Here is a 16,107-nt window from a genome sequence, read left to right as displayed (position 1 = left end):
CAGGGTGAACGTCATGGGCTCTTTGACAAAAGCTGAAATGGCCGAAAGGTTATTTGAAGAACTGGGTCTCAATAAGCGCGAAGCAAAAGAGATGGTCGAATCTTTTTTTAATGAAATCCGTGAATGTCTGGCGTCAAATGAGCAAGTTAAGCTCTCTGGCTTCGGAAATTTTGACTTACGGGATAAGCGTCAGCGACCCGGTCGTAATCCAAAAACAGGAGAGGAGGTCCCGATCTCTGCACGGCGGGTAGTGACGTTCCGTCCAGGTCAGAAATTAAAGGAGCGTGTGGATACCTATGCAGGAGCACGGAGAGAAGAGTCCTGATCTGGACCCTATCCCGAGTAAACGCTATTTTACCATTGGCGAGGCCGCAGAACTCTGCGACCTCAAGCCACATGTATTGCGTTATTGGGAGCAGGAGTTTAAGCAGATACAGCCCATAAAGCGCAATAACCGTCGTTATTACCAACGTCAGGATTTATTGCTTATCCGCCAAATACGCAGTTTGTTGTATGAACAGGGTTTTACCATCACGGGCGCTCGTCAGTGGTTAACGGGTGAAGTCGCTGGTGATGACTCAGCACGCTATCAGCAGCTCATTCGTCAAACCATTAATGAGTTGGATGATATTCTCAAAATTCTTAAATCGCATAAATAGGTGATCTTTTCATCGACTCAAGGTTGAGACTGCTATGAATTCGATTTTGAAGCGTCCCCCTCTTCATTTTGCTCATGCAAATGGTTTTCCCGGAGGCTCGTATCGCGTACTCCTCGATCCGATGCGTTCGGATTGGGATATTCACGTACTTGATAAATTAGGCCATCATCCAGATTTTCCAGTGAATCATAATTGGCAAAACCTCGTGGATGAGTTGTTGTTGCACCTACATGAAACCTTTGGTGATCAACCGGTCATTGGTGTTGGCCATTCATTGGGTTCAGTTGTGACGTATATGGCCGCACTAAAAGCACCTCATCGCTTTAGGCGGGTGGTGTTACTCGATCCTCCTTTAATGATGGGCTGGGATAGTCTGGGCTTAAAACTCGCTAAACGCTTAGGGTTTATTGATAAGGTGACACCCGCAGGCATTACACGAGGGCGTCGCAGTCATTGGCCGGATGTGACGTCTGCTGAGGCCTATTTTGGTCAAAAGCGTCTTTTTAAGAATTTTCATCCTCAAGCGTTAAAAGATTATGTTGTGTCGGGTACTGAGCCAGATCCAAAGGGAGGTATACGCCTTAGGTTCGAACCGAAGGTTGAAATCGAGATATTTCGCCATCTTGCAGACCACTTGAGCCGCAGTCATAGGAAGATCCAGGTGCCTGTTGCGATTATACGGGGTGAAGACAGCGATCTAATGACGGATGCCCGTATCGCTAAACTTAAGAAGAGGGGATTTGACTGCTATCATGTGCCAGGAGGGCATATGTTCCCACTCGAACATCCCGATGTCACACGCCATTGCCTTACTCAGATTTTACAAGATGAATTGAAAGGCGAGTCCTAGCCGACTCGCCTTAGATGTGTATTAGCGTCGAGTGATTTGGTCAAAAATACCGCCATTGCTAAAATGCGTGTCCTGCACTTCTTTCCAATTGCCGAAAATATCATCGAGTCTAAAGAGCTCTATTGCTTGGAAGGCTGCTAAATCTTTTTCATCGGCATGTTCTTGATACTGAGGTCGAAAATAGTACTTGGCAGCAATTGCTTGTCCAACAGGTGAGTAAAGGTAGTTTAAGTATTCGTTAACGACTTGATGATTGCCCTTACGTTCATTATTGGCCGTAACTGCGGCAACGGGCGGTTCTGCTTGAATAGAAACTGAAGGGACGATTAGCTCAAAGCCATGGCTTTCAAAAGCGTTGAGTGCCATGAGTGCTTCGTTTTCCCATGCAATTAACACATCTCCCATGCCGCGCTCAATAAAACTATTGCTGGATGCTCTAGCACCTGTATCCATGACCGTAACATTTCGGAATAGCTGTTGCACAAAGCTTTGTGCTTTTGCGTGCGCTTCGGCCTGTTCGGATGCGTCAGCACTGGATAGTTTGTCTAAGCCTTGCAGCGCATCAATATAGGCGAATCCCCAAGCTGCTAAATAATTCCAGCGTGCGCCACCCGATGTTTTCGGATTGGGTGAAATCACCGCCACATCTTCGCGCACGAGATCAGACCAATCTTGAATGTTCTTAGGGTTACCCTGTCTGACCAGAAAAACAATCGTTGAGGTATAAGGTGATGAAGCAAGGGGGAGCTTGTCCTGCCAATCTGTTTCTATGCGAGACGTTCGTTCAGCAATCATATCAATGTCGTAGGCGAGAGCTAAGGTCACGATATCTGCAGCCAAGCCTTGCATGACGGATAGTGCCTGACGTCCCGACCCTCCGTGAGACATACGGATATTGACGGTTTGTCCGTGCTCGGCTTCCCAGTGCTCCTTAAATGCATGATTAAAGTCTTGATAGAACTCTCGTGTTGGATCGTAGGACACGTTCAGAATTTCAAGATCTTTTGCCAGGAGTGTTGTCGAGAAAAAAATTGTCAGGCTGATGAGCAGCCGAATCAACCCGTGTTTTTGAATAGAGCTCATTGCCGTAATTTCCTTGATTGCAGACAGTGGCAAGCATACGGCATTGTTTTTATATTTAAAAAGAATTAAAAGTTAAATGTTAATTTCTTTTTTGAATATAAAGGATGGTTTTTATACAAATTATCGCGCAGGTTAGAGGAGTGTGGATTGCACTGTATGACATTCAATGACAAATTTTGTAAATGCTATGTCATTTGTGTCATGGAAAGCTTAAGGCCCTTCCTCCATTTTTTAAAAATAAAAGCTATTTTTAGAAATGTATATATAAATCAATTAATTATAAGTTTTATTGTTCGAGTAAAAACTTGGCATCTATTATGCAATATATAAGTAAGTACTCATTATTTAAAGGAGAGAGGCGATGGCTAACATCACTCAAGAAGCCTATGAAACACTTGGGCTCTACCCCTCAATTACGTTAATTGTAGGTGGGTTCTTGGTCGCTATTTTACCTCTGATTGTTCAAATCAGTGTGTTACTGACATGATCTAACCTGTTTGCTTCAGCTCTTGTTATCTCACCCATTTTGCAGCGCCCACATCTCATCTTGTGGGCTTTTTTTTGTAGAGTTGAGCATGGCTTGGATTTTGAGTTTAGGTCGTTGATGGCGAACTTATGGGGTGAGGTATTTCCATGCATCAAATGTGCTTAAGAAAACTCGGCCGCTAATATGATCAAAAAAGTTAACATTGTTCAACCTGTCCATGACGGGGCCTTTAATTTCAGCAAAGTGTAAGCAAATATCAGCTTCCTTGAGTCGCTCATTAATCGTTTCTAAGCTCTCTAAAGCAGAGGCATCAATATAGTTAATTGCTTGGCAGGCTAAAACCAGATGCTTGAGTTCCGATTGATGCTTAACCAGTGCCGCAACCCTATCCTCAAGGTAGCGAGCATTGGCAAAATACAGGCTTTCATCGACTCTTAGAATTGCGATGTCAGGGTTGGTTTCGACACTATGACGATCAATGTTTCTGAAGTGTTCTGTTCCAGTCACGCGACCAATAATCGCGCTATGAGGGCGGCTGGTACGGTATAAATGAATGAGAATTGAGAGTAAAACGCCGACAATAATCCCCGCTTCAACGCCAGCTCCCAAGGTGACAAGGATGGTGGCGAGCATAGCGGAAAAGTCGCTGCCTGAGTAATGGTAGGTGTGAAAAATCGCTTTGAAATCGACTAAGGACAAAACAGCAACAATAATCGTCGCTGCTAACGTCGCCAAGGGTAGATAGGCAATCAACGGTGTTAACCAAAGGGTCGCAAAAATAATTCCCAAGGCGGTGAATGCACCTGCCGCAGGTGTTTGGGCACCCGCATCGAAGTTAACCACGGAGCGCGAAAAACCACCCGTGACAGGCATTCCTGAGCTGATCGCGGCTCCTAGGTTTGACGCTCCTAATCCAATTAGCTCTTGGTCCGGATCAATTCGTTGACGTCGCTTTGCCGCTAAGGTTTGTCCAACGGATACTGACTCGACAAATCCAACTAAACTGATCAACAGTGCTCCCATCCAAAGTGACTGCCACATTTCTAGGTCAATTGAGGGCAAGCTCAGTGATGGAAGTCCGGATGGAATTTGGCCAACCACAGCAACCCCCTGCAGATCCAAACGGTAATGAAAAGTTATCCAAGTTGTCATCACCACCGCTAAAATGGGAGCCGTTTTAGTGAGCATGCCGGCTAGGTAGTGATTCAACCCTATCTTAACGAGTAGCGATTGAAGCCCTGCGCGGGTTGCATACAAAAAGAGCAAACTACCCAGGCCGAGTAACAGCGTGGGGGTATTGGTGTGCTGGATTTCGTGTATGAGTGACATCAGTATTTCGGGTAGATGATGGCCTGAAATCTGAACGCCAAATAAGTGCTTTAGCTGACTGGCGGCAATAATAATGCCTGAGGCTGTGATAAACCCAGAAATAACGGGGTGACTCAAAAAGTTGGCTAAAAATCCAAGTCTAAGAAGTCCCATCAGTGTTAGCATCAGACCTGAAAGCAGTGTGAGGATTAAGACCGCGCCTATGTATTCGGGTGTGCCTTGCTGTGCTAATTGCCCGGCTGCAACAGCGGTCATCAACGAAATGACAGCAACGGGGCCGACGGCCAGTGTTCGGCTGCTGCCAAATACAGCGTATAAAATCAAAGGAGCAATGCTGGCATAGAGGCCTACCTCTGGGGGTAAGCCTGCTAGCATGGCATAGGCCAGTGATTGAGGAATGAGCATGATCGTCACAATAACGGCTGCCAATATGTCTTGATTTAGGGTGTCCAGCCGATACTGAGGCAGCCATTCAGTAATGGGAAAAAAGCGTTTAAGGTTCATGGTGTCATCCTAGTGTGACGATCAGGGATAGAAAAAAACTCCTGCAAATTAGAAAAGATTAATCGGTATTTTTAAGTAAGTTTGCCCGTTGTCTTCTGCTGGCGGCATTTTGCCTCCACGCATATTGACCTGTACCGAAGGTAATATCAGTCTTGGCATCTCAAGTTGTGCATCGCGAGTGGTCCGCATGGTGACGAACTCGTCTTCAGAAACCCCCTGATGAACATGAATATTCGCTGCGAGTTGAGCGGCTACAGTGGTTTCATGTTCATAGTGATCACGTCCAGGTGCCTTGTAGTCATGACATAAAAATAAACGAGTGTCTTGGGGAAGGCTTAAAACCTTTTGGATCGAACGAAACAAAGTACGTGCATCTCCACCCGGAAAATCGCAGCGTGCTGTTCCGTAATCAGGCATGAAAAGTGTATCCCCAACAAAGGCGCTATCACCAATCACATAGGTTAAGCAGGCAGGCGTATGGCCTGGAGTATGCAGTACATAGCCTTCTATTTTGCCAATAGTAAAGCGGTCACCTTCCTCAAAAAGTTGGTCGAATTGACTGCCATCGCGAGCAAATTCGGTTCCGGCATTAAAGGCTTTGCCAAAGATCGTTTGCACGTCGACGATTTTACCCCCTATGCCCGTTTTACCGCCTAGATGCTCATGCAGATAAGGCGCTGCTGATAGGTGGTCGGCATGAACGTGTGTTTCCAAAATCCACTCAACGTTTAAGCCTTCATGGCGTATGTGTTCAATAATGGCATCTGCCGAGCGGACATCTGTACGACCTGATGCATAATCGAAGTCGAGTACGGAGTCGATAATGGCACAGGCATTAGAGTTTGGGTCTTTTACAACGTAGCTGAAGGTATTGGTGGGTTCATCAAAGAACGTGGTGACAATCGGTTTTTGTGTTACATCTGTTAAGCTCATCATGCACCTCTTCAAATTGGGTAACGGATAGAGTCTGCTTGATCTCTATATTTGTTATAAGCTTATTCCTTTTGTGTCTATTTTGCCAATAAAAGATATTAATGAAGTCTAATATTAAAATAAATGAAGCTGTAGGATGTGAATGAAGATAAAAAAGGCAGGGATCTTGTGATGCCTGCCTTGAGATGGACGAGTTAATCCTTATCGATTTCTTCGGCTTCTAACCACATTACATTGATGATGCCGAATGCACAGGCGAGTAGAACGCCCAATATCCACGCGAAATACCACATAGTTAACACCTCATGTGTCAATTTAATAGAGGGAGTGAGGGTTCTCTTTAATGAATCTAACCCCAATTTTTTGCCACATAGCGCGATAACACCAAAATGTATAGCCCAGTATGATGGGGACAAAGATAATCGCAGCCCATGTCATGACCATCAGTGTTCCGGCGCTGGAGGCCGCATCCCAGAGTGTTAGACTGTGGCTTGGGATAAGGCTAGAAGGCATAACGAAAGGAAACATTGAGAATCCGGCCGTTAAAATAACACCCGTTACAGCGGTTGCACTGCTAATAAAGCTAAGGCCTGTATAGCGGACATGGCTGAAGATACCTGCAGCGATAGCACCCACAAACGCCAAAATGGGGGCAATAAGTGTCGCAGGTTGTACCGCATAGTTGTGCAACCATGCGCCAGAGGCTTTGATGGCTTCCTTGAGTAAGGGGTTGGCAGCTCCGCCTTTTTCAGGCAGGCTGATGATCATGTAGCCTTCAATGCTCCAAGCCAGCCAAATACCCGCGATTGCAAAAGTAGCCATCAGTAAAACGGCTAGGCGTTTTGCTAGGGATCTTGCTCTTTCTTCGACCTTATCTTGAGTGCGCATTTGTATCCAGGTTGCGCCATGCAAGGCTAGCATGGTTAAGCTGATGATGCCGCACAGCAACGCAAATGGATTCAACAGCGAAAAAAAGCTGCCATGATAGGATGGGCGTAACAATTCATCGTATTGGAAGGGAACGCCTTGCAGCAGATTTCCAAATGCAATGCCGAATACAAGGGCAGGGACGGCTCCACCGACGACGAGCGCCCAGTCCCATGCATTTCGCCAGCGTGGATCGTCCATTTTTGAGCGATAGTCAAAGCCTACAGGGCGCATAAAGAGAGCAAAAAGCACCAGCATCATGGCCCAGTAAAGCCCAGAGAAGGCCGCGGCATACACCAAAGGCCATGCCGCGAAAAGAGCTCCCCCAGCTGTGATAAACCACACTTGGTTACCATCCCAATGCGGAGCCATGGTATTGATAACGACTCGGCGTTCATCATCGGTTTTCGCAACCAAGGGGAGTAGGGCGCATGCCCCCATATCGAAGCCATCTGTGATCGCAAAGCCGATGAGTAAGACACCTATGAGTATCCACCAGGCAAGCTTTAAGGTTTCATAATCAAAAATCATGTATGTTGCTCCTTCGAGTGTTAAGCTCGGACCCTTGTGCTTGAAGACGTGGCGCCCGCTTGCTCAAAATGATAGCGACCAGTATGTAAGCTGCTGGGTCCAATCCGAATGAACCGTTGCATCAAATAAATCTCGATGATGGCTAAGACGGTATAAAACACGAGAAATAAGATTAGGCTCGACAAGATCTGATTGGCGGTTAGGACAGATACGGCGGTAAACGTCGGTAGAATTTCACCGACGGCCCAAGGTTGACGGCCAAATTCGGCTACAAACCACCCTGCTTCAGAGGCAATCCAAGGAACAGGAAGTGTGAAGAGTGCTGCTTTCAGTAACCATGGCTTCTGCCAAGCAGTGCGTTTTGCGGTGTAGTAAAAACACACAGCAAATAGAAGTAGCATCCAAAAGCCTGCAGCTACCATAATGCGGAATGCCCAGAACAAAGGTCCAACAGGTGGGATGGTGTCTCTAGCCGCTTGTTGGATCTGCACATCGGTTGCATCAATGACCTTCTCAGTGTATCGCTTCAAGAGTAAGCCATAGCCTAAATCCTGCTTATAGCGGTCAAATTCAGCGCGAGTAAACGCATCTGTTTGGCCTGACCGTAAGGTTTGTAACAGTTCATAGGCTTTCATGCCATTGCGAATGCGGATTTCATGCTCATCGATCAGATCTTTGATGCCCTTAACCTCCTCGGTTGTTGAGCGGGTTGCAATCAGTCCCAGTGCGTAGGGGATCTTGATTGCATAATCTGTGGTCATCGTTTCGCTGTTAGGAATCCCAAACAGTGTGAACGATGCAGGAGCTGGATGTGTTTCCCATTCTGCTTCAATGGCGGCTAGTTTGGTTTTTTGTACATCCCCGAGTTCGTAGCCAGATTCATCGCCAAGTAGGATGACCGACAGTGATGCGGCCAATCCAAAGGCGCTGGCAATTGCAAAAGAGCGACGTGCAAAGGCGAGATCTCGTCCTCTGAGCATAAAGTAGGCGCTGATGGATAAGACAAATATAGCGGCGGTTACATAGCCAGCTGAAACCGTGTGTACGAATTTAACTTGTGCAACCGGGTTCATGACAAGATCCATAAAGCTGGTCATTTCCATTCGCATGGTTTCGTAATTAAACTCAGCGCCGACTGGGTGCTGCATCCAGCCATTGGCGACCAAAATCCAGAGTGCCGAGAAGTTTGATCCCAAGGCGACAAGCCAAGTCACCATTAGATGTTTCACTTTGCTAAGTCGATCCCAGCCAAAGAAAAAGAGGCCCACAAACGTGGACTCCAGAAAGAAGGCCATCAAACCTTCTATAGCAAGCGCTGCACCAAACACATCGCCAACGTAGTGAGAGTAATAGGACCAGTTGGTGCCGAATTGGAACTCCATTGTAAGTCCGGTGGTTACGCCGAGCGCAAAATTAATACCGAATAGTTTTCCCCAAAATTTGGTCATGTCCTTATAGATTTGTTTACCCGTCATCACATAGACGGACTCCATTATGGCCAGCATAAAGGCGAGGCCTATGGTGAGTGGAACGAACAAAAAGTGGTACATCGCGGTTAATGCAAATTGCAGACGCGAAAGGTCAACGACCTCTTCAGTAATCATGCAAGTGTCCTCAAAGGTAAGCTAAGATTGATGACTCAAAAGAGTCTTAGGCAGAAAGCGTGCCATATTCTTTAAAAACAGTAATAAGCTTATTTCTTTTTGAAATACATGCCATTTAAGGCAGTGTTTCGTTATTTTAGTCGGATTGATATGCCAGAATAAGTGACAAATTGTCACACTTGTACGACAATGACTGCCAAAAATGGCAGTTAGGTGTTTTGAGTATGGCAGTCAAAGGCTTGGATTTAACGGCAACGTCTCTAGCTGAAATGAGTTCGATATTGGATGTGATTAAGGAGCCTGCAACTCTTTTGTCGCTGGATTATCGTATTCTGGCGTATAACCAAGCCTATCAAGCCATTTATGGTGAGATACAAGGGGCGGATAAAACCTGCTATCAAGTGTCGCATGGTTACAGTGTGCCTTGCGATCAAGCGGGTGAATCCTGCCCACTAAAACGTTGCCAGGAAACGGGGCAGAAACAACGCGTGCTTCATTTGCACAACACCGACCAAGGGCAGGAACATGTTGATGTTGAGCTGACGCCCGTTCGCAATTCTGAAAATGATGTGATTTGTTATCTGGAAATCATGCATTTGGTAAAGGAGGCGAGAGCGACACCCGGAGAAGGGGCGGGAATGGTGGGACGTTCGGCTGCATTTAGCCGGATGTTGGAGATGCTAAGGCGTGCGGCTCCTTCTACAATCACTGTCTTGTTGCTCGGTGAGTCTGGAACGGGAAAAGAGTTGGCGGCTCGTGCGTTGCATGATGCGAGTTTGCGAAGCCGTGGCCCTTTTGTGACGGTGGAGTGTTCTGGCTTGACAGAGTCCCTGTTCGAAAGCGAACTGTTTGGGCATGAGCGGGGGGCATTTACCGGCGCTGTTGGTCGTAAAAAAGGTCTGATCGAGGCTGCACGAGGGGGGACACTTTTTTTAGATGAAATCGGTGAGATACCGCTTCCTCAGCAAGTGAAATTGTTGCGGCTAATTGAAACCGGTACCTATCGAACAGTGGGTGGAATTGAGCCTATGCATGCTGATTTCCGTTTAGTCTGTGCAACTCACCGTAATCTCAAACAGCAAGTTGAAGAAGGTCGTTTTCGTCAAGATCTTTATTATCGTATATCTGCGTTTCCTATCGATTTGCCTTCATTGCGTGAGCGTCCTGAGGATTTGCCTCTGCTCATTGATGTGCTTTTGAAGCGAATTGTTGGCGGTGACTCTGTGCAAATCACAGAATCTGCTTTATCTGTCCTTAAACGCTATGCGTTTCCGGGGAATATTCGCGAATTGCGCAATATACTTGAGCGAGGTGTCTTGTTGGCCGACGATGGACGGATTGATCTTCAGCACTTGCCAAAAGAGTGTCTGGTAATGGAAGAGGATGTGCAAGCGTCCGTTATTAACAGTCAAGATAGCATTGAGCATATTTTACCCTTGGATGTGTTTGAACAACGCTATTTGAATCATTTGGTGAAGGTCTTTAAGGGGGATAACAAGCAGTTGGCGGATCAGCTGGGTATCAGTGAGAGGACCTTGTATCGCAAATTGAGCCGTTTGAAGTAACGCGCAACGCTGCCAGAGTTGCGCGCTTAACTTGGAGAGTAAGGTCTAAATCACTACAAATATTTGTAGGGTTAACCGTAACAAGTGACAAGATAAAAAAGCATTAATTCATTTTGTTAAGCACCCAGCGAGTGGCCGCTGTCCCAACAATAAAGGCAAGTAATACCGTTAAAATATCCATATTGATAAAGCTTATCGAGGTGATAATCGGGCCTGGGCAGTAGCCCGCCAATCCCCAACCTATCCCAAAAATAATGCCACCGATGATGAGTCTTGCATCAATTTCAATCTTTGTGGGCAAACGAAAGTGTTCGGCCAATATCGGGCGTTTACGTTTAAGAATCAAGGGTGTCATGATGGCATTCACCACTAGGCCGCCGAACATAACAAGCGCCAAAGACGGGTCCCAAGTGCCAAAAAGATCCAGGAAGTTAATGACTTTAGCAGGATCAATCATTTGTGCGACTGACAGTCCTAAGCCAAAAAGTGTCCCGGCTAGCAATGCCGCAATCCAAGGTAAAGCAGCCATAATTAACCTCCTACTAGATGCCGGACAATAAATACGGTGACTAACGCGCTGCCCATGAAACTTAGAGTCGCTACTAATGATCTTGGGCTGCGTCGTGCTAAACCGCAAATCCCATGGCCGCTGGTGCAGCCCGTTCCGATTTGTGTGCCAATACCGACCAGAAGTCCTGCAACAATTAACGTGGGTGTGCTTGCCATGGCTTGGATATGCTCAACCCCGACGCCAATGTTGCTCCACTGATAGATGAGTCCGCCTAAAATTAGCCCTGCGACAAAGGCAATTCGCCATGCCATATCTCCTTTGCTTTCAGGGTAAATGATACCGCCTGCGATACCCGAAATACCGGCGATACGCCCTTTAGAAACGAGCAGAAAGGCAGCCGCAAGACCAATGAGTCCACCTCCAATTAATGAGGAGATGGGGGTAAAGTTAATAATTTCCATCCGTCTACTTGACCTGATTACGCGATTGAGTGGACGACTTGGGTTTCAAGTCGAGTATTGTCATGCAAAGGGCAGCGGTGGCATACTTCATCAAGAAAGGCCTCTTTTTCCGCATCCGACATGTCGGCATCAATGACGGCACGAATTCGAATCTCCTGAAAGCCCATTCGATCATCCGTTGGTTTGCCAAGTAACCCAGCTGGGTTGTAGTCACCTTCGACTGTGATATGCATGCCTTTTAGATTGATCTTTTTTTGAAAAGCGGCAATCCGTCCAATGGTGCCAATGCAACCCGCAAGTGAAAACAAGAACATTTCCAAAGGGGTAGGGCCTAAGCCAGCTCCTTTCGCAGAGACGGGTTGATCTATCACTAACGAGTGTTCGCCAATGGCGCCTCGTACCGTAAATCCTTGATCTAAACTAGCTTCAACATTGATGGTTTTAGTTTGACTCATTTTATGCCTCAATTATTTATTAACTTTGTCTAATATATAGGTTTGAGACTGATATTAAAAGACATATCCGTAAAAAGTCTTTGCAATATAGACTAGTAAAGCTTAAAAAATCAGCTTAAGAAGTTGGTCTGCTGAGCTTGGTTTTCCAAAATAATACCCTTGAAACAGGTCGCAGTTACGTTGAGCGAGGTACTCAAATTGATCTAGGGTTTCAACGCCTTCGGCAATGACCTCCAGCGATAGACTGTGGCCAAGTGAAATAATCGCATCGCATAGATTTGCACTGTCTAAATCCATGTTAATGTCTTTGACAAAGGATTGGTCAATTTTGAGCTGTTTAATCGGCATGCGTTTGAGATAGGTCAGTGAAGAGTAGCCTGTGCCAAAATCATCCAACGAAATTTGAATACCGAGTTTGCTGAGTTCGAGCATCTTAGTGATCACATCGTTTTGGTCTTTCACTAGCATGCTCTCTGTGAGTTCAAGTTCAAGGCATTTTGGATCAATTTCGTATTGATTCAGGCATGCTTTGATCTGTTCAACAAAATTCGATTGGGAAAATTGGCGCGAACTGACATTAATGGATAGAGTTAGGTGCTTGGCTTTGCTGTGGGATTTCCAGATGTGCAATTGCTTACATGCATTTTTTAGTACCCAGTCGCCGATTGGAATGATCAAGCCTGTCTCTTCAGCAACAGGGATAAAACGATTGGGAGGGATAAGACCCAGCTCAGGGTGACGCCAGCGAATCAGTGCTTCCGCACCCACAAGAGCACCTTCTCGGTTAACCTGGGGTTGAAACTCTAAGAAAAACTGATTGTAATCTAACGCTAGCCTCAGTCCTCTTGATAGCTCCAAGTTGTGGTCGATTTGCTCTTGCAGCGCTGGGTCAAAGAAACAAATAGTATTTTTACCGGCATTTTTAGCCTGGTACATAGCCAAATCAGCTCGCTGTAACACTTCATCTAATGAGGCTTGGCCTGACGTGAAGAGGGTAATACCAATGCTTGAGGTAACGACGTATTCATTATCCAGCAGTGTAAAGGGGTTACGTAGCAGTTGCGCTATTTTGGAAGCGACTCGTTCGGCATGAAGTGCTGTAAGATGGGTATCTTCTGGTAAATCCGACAATAAAATCACAAACTCATCGCCGCCGATGCGAGCTGCCGTGTCAACCTTGCGTATAGCCGCGTTCAGGCGAATGGCGACTTTTTCCAATAAAAGATCACCAACGGCATGCCCAAGTGAGTCATTGATAACTTTAAAGTTATCAAGGTCAATAAAGAGTAAAGCGCCTTTGGTCTCATGACGTTCATTCCATGCAAGAGCTTGTTGTAGTCGATCAAGTAGCAAGCGTCGATTGGGTAAGCCCGTTAAAGGGTCGTAAAAGGCTAAGCGCTCGATACTGGATGCGTTTGTTTTACGTTCCGTTATGTCTCTTGATATTAAAATGAATCTAGGTAAGTTGTCAGGTGAGGCCGCTTTTTTAGAAACGGATAATTCAAACCAATGGCATTGATTGTCTATTTCAAGTGAATAGCATTTACCGCTAGAAAAGCCCTTTTCATTCGCCTCATTAAGTGCACTATAGCAGATTACCCTTGCTTCATCCGGCAAAAAATCATCGAATGTGTGTCCGATAAAGTCTTCTGGCTTTGCTAAAAGCAGCTCCTTCTTAGGCGAATGGAAAAGATGTATTGTGCCTTTAATATCGACTTCAAATAATAGATCAGGAATAGCATCAAGCGTAGCTCTTAGCTGGGATTCGGCTTGAAAAATTTCATTTGTTCGCTCTGTAACACGATCTTCGAGAAAAGCGCGATCATGGCGTAGACTTATAATCAACCAGGTTTGAAGAGCGGCTAATGAGCTGATAAATAAGCCTAAAAGTAACTTAAGTGCTAATGCCCCACTTTCAAAGATTAGGTGAATCGGAGCAACCTTTAAAAGCCAAGTACCATTTGGGACATTAATGATAACATCGACAGAGTCAGACCTTATGCGTTCGGAGTTACTGCTGATCAGTTGTGATGGGGCTCCATCGTTGGAGAGCTTCCAGAGAGCATATGCAATGTTCTGATTAGATAGAGTGTCGAGGTTTGCTATTCGTAGCAGTTCTCCAAGGCGAAGTGTGACATTTGTAAAACCCCAGAATTTTTCCTCTTGATTGTGATCCATAAAAACGGGTAAACGGCCGATGACACCCGTTCCTCCTTGAACCAATACAACGGGGCCCGCTAAGGTCATGAGTCCACTTTCTTTAGCGAGTAGAGCTTCTGCGTTTTGAATAGAGTCTTCTAATTGGTTAAAGCCCAATGACACCTCATTACCTTCAAGGGGATAGACCTCTGAGACAATGCCATTGGGTGAAAGTGTAAAATGGGACACAATCGGATAGTGTTGGTGTAACTTTGCAGCAATTGCAGAAAAATGTTGAACCTCTCCGTCACCTGCTCTCACTAAAGAAGCGAGGGCATAGTTGGCAGATAATGATTGGTTTAGAAGCGTTTCAAGTAAACTGGCATGATTGTGTGCATGGAGGGCAAGATCGCTTCGTCTTGAGTCTTGGTTGCGCGATTCAACCTGCCAGATGATCAGCATCGAAACGATTGCCGTAACAATAAAAACGACAATAACGCTGTATGGGGTACCCGTGGATCTGTCTTTAATCACAATTGACTTGGTCTGCCTATCCATGTTGGTTGCTGCTCAATCGCTTGACTCTTGTTATTCTGATCCAAGTTGAGTCGATTTGATGATGCAATCAGCCTTAATGTTCTCAATTATAAAACTGTGCAAGGATATCACAAATGAAACGACTTCTTAGGGCGTTACTGTGGATCGTGTTAATTTTTATTGTCCCTGTCGGGTGTGCGCTTGTCTCGCACAATGCCAATGATGAGCGTGCGAAAGATTGGCAAACAGCACGTCGTGACAGTGCGGGCATTGCGCCAGATCCTGCAGTTACGTCCGAAGCGATTATTCAGGTGTACGCGGCGCGTGCGTTTCGTTGGCGGGGTGCTTTGGGTGTGCATACGTGGATTGCGGTCAAGCCACAAAACCAAGACTATTTTACGCGCCTTGAGGTCATAGGTTTTAATGTCGTGCGCGGGCGTGGAGGGGATGCTGTTCGTGTTGCAAGAGGAGTTGCCGATGGCTATTGGTATGGCAGCTATCCCGTTTTGCTGCGGGATATACGAGGTACTGATGAGGTTGATCAGTTGATTGAGCGGCTGTACCAAGCTGCAGAGGTGTATCCGCATAGGGGGGAATATCGTCTTTGGCCGGGGCCGAACAGCAATACGTTTATTGCCTATCTAGGACGAGAAGTGCCTGAGTTGCGCTTAAATTTACCTTCGACGGCGATTGGAAAAGATTACTTACCTGAAGGACGTTTCATCGCAACGGCACCGAGTGGTACGGGCGTTCAAGTCTCTATGTCGGGCTTGCTGGGTTTAATTGCAGCACCTGAGGAAGGTTTGGAGGTTAATTTGCTTGGCTTGAGCGCGGGAATCGATTTTTGGCCAATTGCACTTAATTTACCTGGGGTGGGGCGCTTGGGTATGCCAGTGGAGGCTGGGCGTTGATAGGGTTTGAAAAACTGGTATTTGCGCGATAGGGAGGGTGGTTATCGTGGCTTGCATGTGTATTTCAAAAACAAGAGTAATTTTTACTTCCCGTGGGAGTTGCAAATTTGGGATGAGGCGGATGTCGGCAGCAATATTGTAAATCACGAAAAATTCAAGCGTGGTTTTATATAGTTAGAGAGGGAATCTGCAACACCCTTACAGCTATAATTGAATACCAGTCCGTCTAGAAGTTACTGGCTCAATGCTAGTTCCGAGTCAAAAAACAGCCAGTGGGTTCTGTTACTTCAGAAAGAGTTCCGTGTAGAGCTTGTTCTTAGTTGCTTTGATGTGGAGCTTAGTCCTTGGCTCTATGATTGAAAAGAAGCTATTGAGAGCGTGTCGGATAAGAATTGGCTTGGTATATTGGTTCCTCGAATTAGCAATAGCCTGTCGTATCGAAGTTTCTAAGCTCGCCTTTGGGCACAAAAGCGAGTGATGGTCAGAATGCATCGAATAGCATTTAGAAACTATGACTCGTTTTGATGCTGCTTTCAAACAACCACTACAAGATATTGTTCGGTTCTAGAGGTTTTTTCACTTCCTCTATATCTAAAAATTTGACTCTATTAGTAAAGTGAT

The 16,107-nt window shown here is 45.9% G+C and carries 16 protein-coding genes; 6 read left to right on the top strand and 10 right to left on the bottom strand.

Features of this window, described 5'->3' with window-relative positions; all coding sequences use genetic code 11:
- The first annotated feature begins 13 nt into the window (after window positions 1–13).
- The 3 genes from ihfA to F5971_RS04210 are packed head-to-tail and all read left to right on the top strand — an operon-like array spanning window position 14 to window position 1,509.
- On the top strand, window positions 14–325 hold the full coding sequence (gene ihfA, locus F5971_RS04220) for an integration host factor subunit alpha (protein ID WP_036511417.1): 312 nt from the start codon (window positions 14–16) through the stop codon (window positions 323–325).
- Complete coding sequence (locus F5971_RS04215) at window positions 297–659, top strand: MerR family transcriptional regulator (RefSeq protein WP_036511419.1); 363 nt, start codon at window positions 297–299, stop codon at window positions 657–659. The genes ihfA and F5971_RS04215 overlap by 29 nt, the downstream gene beginning before the upstream one ends.
- 34 nt (window positions 660–693) lie before the next feature.
- Window positions 694–1,509 (top strand): alpha/beta fold hydrolase, encoded by an 816-nt coding sequence (locus F5971_RS04210; RefSeq protein ID WP_193494235.1) that lies wholly within the window; start codon window positions 694–696, stop codon window positions 1,507–1,509.
- A gap of 21 nt (window positions 1,510–1,530) precedes the next feature.
- Here the strand turns inward: F5971_RS04210 and F5971_RS04205 are convergent, their stop codons facing one another.
- Entirely contained in the window at window positions 1,531–2,592 is a 1,062-nt protein-coding gene (locus F5971_RS04205) for a sulfate ABC transporter substrate-binding protein (protein WP_246187757.1), read from the bottom strand.
- 361 nt (window positions 2,593–2,953) lie between these two features.
- Here F5971_RS04205 and F5971_RS18650 point away from each other — a divergent pair, with 361 nt between their 5' ends.
- A complete protein-coding gene (locus tag F5971_RS18650) occupies window positions 2,954–3,079 on the top strand; it encodes a hypothetical protein (RefSeq protein ID WP_272944835.1) in 126 nt (41 codons plus the stop codon).
- A gap of 126 nt (window positions 3,080–3,205) precedes the next feature.
- On the opposite strand, the gene F5971_RS04200 is transcribed toward F5971_RS18650, so the two are convergent.
- The 5 genes from F5971_RS04200 to F5971_RS04180 all read right to left on the bottom strand — a co-directional run bounded on the left by F5971_RS04200 (window position 3,206) and on the right by F5971_RS04180 (window position 8,907).
- On the bottom strand, window positions 3,206–4,912 hold the full coding sequence (locus tag F5971_RS04200) for a SulP family inorganic anion transporter (RefSeq protein WP_193494233.1): 1,707 nt from the start codon (window positions 4,910–4,912) through the stop codon (window positions 3,206–3,208).
- 48 nt (window positions 4,913–4,960) lie between these two features.
- Entirely contained in the window at window positions 4,961–5,845 is an 885-nt protein-coding gene (locus F5971_RS04195) for an MBL fold metallo-hydrolase (protein ID WP_193494231.1), read from the bottom strand.
- A 194-nt stretch (window positions 5,846–6,039) separates the two neighbouring features.
- Window positions 6,040–6,138 carry a cytochrome bd-I oxidase subunit CydX gene (gene cydX, locus F5971_RS04190; protein WP_081763831.1) on the bottom strand — a complete coding sequence of 33 codons (99 nt, stop codon included), beginning with the start codon at window positions 6,136–6,138 and terminating at the stop codon, window positions 6,040–6,042.
- Between the two features lie 22 nt (window positions 6,139–6,160).
- On the bottom strand, window positions 6,161–7,303 hold the full coding sequence (gene cydB, locus F5971_RS04185) for a cytochrome d ubiquinol oxidase subunit II (RefSeq protein WP_343042554.1): 1,143 nt from the start codon (window positions 7,301–7,303) through the stop codon (window positions 6,161–6,163).
- A 20-nt stretch (window positions 7,304–7,323) separates the two neighbouring features.
- Window positions 7,324–8,907, bottom strand: a complete 1,584-nt coding sequence (locus tag F5971_RS04180; protein WP_193494228.1) for a cytochrome ubiquinol oxidase subunit I — start codon at window positions 8,905–8,907, stop codon at window positions 7,324–7,326.
- Between the two features lie 224 nt (window positions 8,908–9,131).
- On the opposite strand from F5971_RS04180, the gene F5971_RS04175 reads away from it, so the two are divergent.
- Entirely contained in the window at window positions 9,132–10,472 is a 1,341-nt protein-coding gene (locus tag F5971_RS04175) for a sigma-54 interaction domain-containing protein (RefSeq protein WP_193494226.1), read from the top strand.
- Between the two features lie 103 nt (window positions 10,473–10,575).
- Here the strand turns inward: F5971_RS04175 and F5971_RS04170 are convergent, their stop codons facing one another.
- The 4 genes from F5971_RS04170 to F5971_RS04155 form a co-directional block, all read right to left on the bottom strand.
- Window positions 10,576–11,001 (bottom strand): DUF6691 family protein, encoded by a 426-nt coding sequence (locus F5971_RS04170; protein WP_036511430.1) that lies wholly within the window; start codon window positions 10,999–11,001, stop codon window positions 10,576–10,578.
- A gap of 2 nt (window positions 11,002–11,003) precedes the next feature.
- Window positions 11,004–11,444, bottom strand: a complete 441-nt coding sequence (locus F5971_RS04165; protein WP_193494224.1) for a YeeE/YedE family protein — start codon at window positions 11,442–11,444, stop codon at window positions 11,004–11,006.
- 17 nt (window positions 11,445–11,461) lie between these two features.
- Window positions 11,462–11,899, bottom strand: coding sequence for an OsmC family protein (locus F5971_RS04160; protein WP_036511436.1), 438 nt, complete (start codon window positions 11,897–11,899; stop codon window positions 11,462–11,464).
- 102 nt (window positions 11,900–12,001) lie between these two features.
- Window positions 12,002–14,596, bottom strand: coding sequence for a bifunctional diguanylate cyclase/phosphodiesterase (locus F5971_RS04155; RefSeq protein WP_193494221.1), 2,595 nt, complete (start codon window positions 14,594–14,596; stop codon window positions 12,002–12,004).
- A gap of 113 nt (window positions 14,597–14,709) precedes the next feature.
- Between F5971_RS04155 and F5971_RS04150 the strand changes: the two genes are divergently transcribed.
- The gene (locus F5971_RS04150) at window positions 14,710–15,486 is read left to right on the top strand and encodes a DUF3750 domain-containing protein (protein WP_193494219.1); all 777 of its coding nucleotides are present in this window, start codon (window positions 14,710–14,712) and stop codon (window positions 15,484–15,486) included.
- The last annotated feature ends 621 nt before the right edge of the window (window positions 15,487–16,107 follow it).

It is taken from the genome of Nitrincola alkalisediminis (assembly GCF_009821115.1).
Lineage (GTDB): Bacteria > Pseudomonadota > Gammaproteobacteria > Pseudomonadales > Balneatricaceae > Nitrincola > Nitrincola alkalisediminis.
This window is presented reverse-complemented; position numbering and strand designations above follow the sequence as displayed.

Bases quoted from the DNA above. Each gene is read 5' to 3' on its own strand.
- ihfA (WP_036511417.1), top strand. From the start codon at position 14: ATGGGCTCTTTGACAAAAGCTGAAATGGCCGAAAGGTTATTTGAAGAA.
- F5971_RS04215 (WP_036511419.1), top strand. From the start codon at position 297: ATGCAGGAGCACGGAGAGAAGAGTCCTGATCTGGACCCTATCCCGAGT.
- F5971_RS04210 (WP_193494235.1), top strand. From the start codon at position 694: ATGAATTCGATTTTGAAGCGTCCCCCTCTTCATTTTGCTCATGCAAAT.
- F5971_RS04205 (WP_246187757.1), bottom strand. From the start codon at position 2,592: ATGAGCTCTATTCAAAAACACGGGTTGATTCGGCTGCTCATCAGCCTG.
- F5971_RS18650 (WP_272944835.1), top strand. From the start codon at position 2,954: ATGGCTAACATCACTCAAGAAGCCTATGAAACACTTGGGCTCTACCCC.
- F5971_RS04200 (WP_193494233.1), bottom strand. From the start codon at position 4,912: ATGAACCTTAAACGCTTTTTTCCCATTACTGAATGGCTGCCTCAGTAT.
- F5971_RS04195 (WP_193494231.1), bottom strand. From the start codon at position 5,845: ATGAGCTTAACAGATGTAACACAAAAACCGATTGTCACCACGTTCTTT.
- cydX (WP_081763831.1), bottom strand. From the start codon at position 6,138: ATGTGGTATTTCGCGTGGATATTGGGCGTTCTACTCGCCTGTGCATTC.
- cydB (WP_343042554.1), bottom strand. From the start codon at position 7,303: ATGATTTTTGATTATGAAACCTTAAAGCTTGCCTGGTGGATACTCATA.
- F5971_RS04180 (WP_193494228.1), bottom strand. From the start codon at position 8,907: ATGATTACTGAAGAGGTCGTTGACCTTTCGCGTCTGCAATTTGCATTA.
- F5971_RS04175 (WP_193494226.1), top strand. From the start codon at position 9,132: ATGGCAGTCAAAGGCTTGGATTTAACGGCAACGTCTCTAGCTGAAATG.
- F5971_RS04170 (WP_036511430.1), bottom strand. From the start codon at position 11,001: ATGGCTGCTTTACCTTGGATTGCGGCATTGCTAGCCGGGACACTTTTT.
- F5971_RS04165 (WP_193494224.1), bottom strand. From the start codon at position 11,444: ATGGAAATTATTAACTTTACCCCCATCTCCTCATTAATTGGAGGTGGA.
- F5971_RS04160 (WP_036511436.1), bottom strand. From the start codon at position 11,899: ATGAGTCAAACTAAAACCATCAATGTTGAAGCTAGTTTAGATCAAGGA.
- F5971_RS04155 (WP_193494221.1), bottom strand. From the start codon at position 14,596: ATGGATAGGCAGACCAAGTCAATTGTGATTAAAGACAGATCCACGGGT.
- F5971_RS04150 (WP_193494219.1), top strand. From the start codon at position 14,710: ATGAAACGACTTCTTAGGGCGTTACTGTGGATCGTGTTAATTTTTATT.